Genomic DNA, 2,425 nt, shown 5'->3' with positions numbered 1-2,425 from the left:
GGCCGGAGAGGCCGTCGAAGGCCTCGGCCGCCCGCGCGCAGGCGGCGTCGACCTCGGCCGGGGTGGACTCGGTGAGGTCGGTACGGGTCCGCGCACCGGTCGCGGGGTTGACGCTTTCCACTTGGGTCATGACTGTCCTTTCCGAATAGGGGGCCGCCGGTCGCTGTCGCACTCCGAGCCGCTCACGCGGTCGCGCCCACCAGGGACAGGCCCGTGGTCAGCAACGACTCCAAGCGGCGCAGATGGTCCGGCGTGGGGTCGGCCAGCGGCGCGCGAACGGAGCCCATCGTGGCGCCCCGCAGCCGGGCCGCGGCCTTGACCAGCGAGACCGCGTAGCCCTTGCCCTGGTCCCGCAGCTCCACCAGCGGCCGGTAGAAGCCGCGGAGCAGGCGCTCGACCTCGGCGTCGTCGCCCGCGCGCAGGGCGCGGAAGTACGCGTGCGAGATCTCGGGAGCGAAGGCGTGCACGGCCGACGAGTAGGCGGACACGCCGATGGCGGAGTAGGCGCGGGCCTGCATCTCGGCGGTGGCCGCGCCGTTGAAGAACAGCCACTCCGGCGGCGCGGCCAGGCGCAGCCGCTGCACCTGGTCGAGGTCGCAGTGGCCGTCCTTGATGCCGATCACCGTGTCGATCGCGGCCAGGTCCTCGACGACCGACGCGTCGATCTTGACCTGCGCACGCTGGTAGAGCACCAGGCCCAGGCCGGTGGCCTCGGCCACCCGGCGCACGTGGTCGACGTATCCGCGGTGCGGGCCGTCGACGAGGTACGGCGGCATGAGCAGGACGGCGTCGGCGCCCGCGCGCTCGGCGGCCGCCGCGAAACGTCGCGCCTGTGCCCAGCCGTAGCCGACGCCCGCCACGACCGGGACCGTGCCCGCGGCCTCCTCGACCGCGGCACCGATCAACTCGGCGTACTCGTCCTCGGCAAGGGAGAAGTACTCGCCGGTGCCACAGCAGGGAAACACCGCGCCCGGTCCGGCCTCGACCTGCGCGCGCACATGCGCGCGGAACGCGTCGAGGTCGACGCGACCCTCGTCGTCGAACGGGGTCAACGGGAACGACAGCACGGAGGTCTCCATTCCGTGCCGGAGCCGTTCCACACGGCTGTCCGTATACGTGACAGTCACGGTGTCTCCATATGTAGACGGTTGTTACGTAGGGAGAAGTGTGGACCGCTTGTTGATACGGTGTCAACCGTGTCGAACGCTCAGGAGACGGGCGTCCGCGACGTGAAGTCCGCGGCGCGCACCGTCGAACTGCTGGAACTGCTGGCCGCACGGCGCAACCGGCCCGCCCGGTTGCGGGAACTCAGCGAGGCGCTCGGCGCGCCGCGCAGCAGCGTGTACGCGCTCATCAGGACGCTCGTCGAGCGGGGCTGGGTGCGCGTCGACGCGACCGGCACGCAGTACAGCATCGGCATCCGCGCGCTGCTCGCGGGCACGACCTACCTCGACACCGATCCGTACCTGCGCATCGTCCAGCCGCTGATCACCGAGCTGAGCGCGGAACTGGACGAGACCATCCACTACGGCCGACTCGACAGGGCCGATGTCGTCTACCTCGCCACCAAGGAGTCGAGCCGCTACATCCGCCCGTTCAGCCGGGTGGGGCGCAGGCTGCCCGCGTACAGCACGGCGCTGGGCAAGGCGCTCCTGGCCGAACGAGGGGAATCCGCCCTCGACGCGCACCTGCCCGGACAGCTCACCCCGCTGACCCCGAACACCCTCACCGACCGCGCCGCCCTGGTGGCGGACCTCGAGCGCGCCCGGGATCGCGGCTACGCCGTCGACGGCGGGGAGAACAGCGCGGGCATCACCTGCTTCGGGGTGGCCCTGCGCTACACGAGCCCGGCGAGCGACGCGATCAGCTGCTCGGTGCCGCTGCCCGGGCCGGACGAGACGCGCACGGCCGAGATCGTCGAGGCCCTGGAGCGCACGCGGCTGGCCATCGAACGGATGGCACCGGTCGATCCGGCCCTCGAACCCGACCTCTCCGCCGGTTCCGGAGGGTGACGGCGACGTCGGTGGCCCTGCTCGCGCTGGCGGGCACGGCCGCCGGGCTCGCCGGATCGATGGCGGGCCTGGCTTCGCTGTTCAGCTACCCGGCCCTGCTGGCGACGGGGCTGCCGCCCATCGCGGCCAACGTCACCAACACCGTCGCCCTGTTCTCCACCACCGTCGGCGCGGCGGCGGGCTCCCGCGCCGAGCTGCGCGACCAACGGCCGCGACTGCTGAAACTGGCGGGTTTGGCCGTGCTCGGCGGGTCGCTGGGCGCGGTACTGCTGCTGACCACGCCCGCATCGACGTTCGAGCTGGTGGTGCCGTGGTTGATCGCGCTGGGCTCGGTGTTGCTGCTCGTGCGCGACCGCCTGCGCGCGTTCGCCGACGACCGCGCCGCCGCCCGCGGCGGCGCCCCACCCTCGGCA

At 72.5% G+C, this 2,425-nt stretch carries 3 protein-coding genes; 2 read left to right on the top strand and 1 reads right to left on the bottom strand.

The genetic code is table 11. The features are described from left to right. Positions 1 to 182 precede the first annotated feature (182 nt). Positions 183 to 1,127: a 5-dehydro-4-deoxyglucarate dehydratase gene (locus SACSA_RS0104995; RefSeq protein ID WP_083940164.1), complete on the bottom strand. Its 945-nt coding sequence runs from the start codon at positions 1,125 to 1,127 to the stop codon at positions 183 to 185. A 69-nt stretch (positions 1,128 to 1,196) separates the two neighbouring features. Between SACSA_RS0104995 and SACSA_RS0104990 the strand changes: the two genes are divergently transcribed. Together SACSA_RS0104990 and SACSA_RS0104985 are read left to right on the top strand one after the other, a co-directional pair. Beyond that, complete coding sequence (locus SACSA_RS0104990; protein WP_019814047.1) at positions 1,197 to 2,012, top strand: IclR family transcriptional regulator; 816 nt, start codon at positions 1,197 to 1,199, stop codon at positions 2,010 to 2,012. Further along, positions 2,009 to 2,425 (top strand): sulfite exporter TauE/SafE family protein (locus SACSA_RS0104985; RefSeq protein ID WP_019814046.1); only part of this gene is annotated, 417 nt, incomplete at its 3' end. The genes SACSA_RS0104990 and SACSA_RS0104985, both read left to right, overlap by 4 nt.

It is taken from the genome of Saccharomonospora saliphila YIM 90502, from assembly GCF_000383795.1.
GTDB classification, from domain to species: Bacteria; Actinomycetota; Actinomycetes; order Mycobacteriales; family Pseudonocardiaceae; genus Saccharomonospora; species Saccharomonospora saliphila.
Note: the sequence above shows the minus strand (reverse complement) of the source record. Positions and strands in the feature narration are given on the sequence as shown.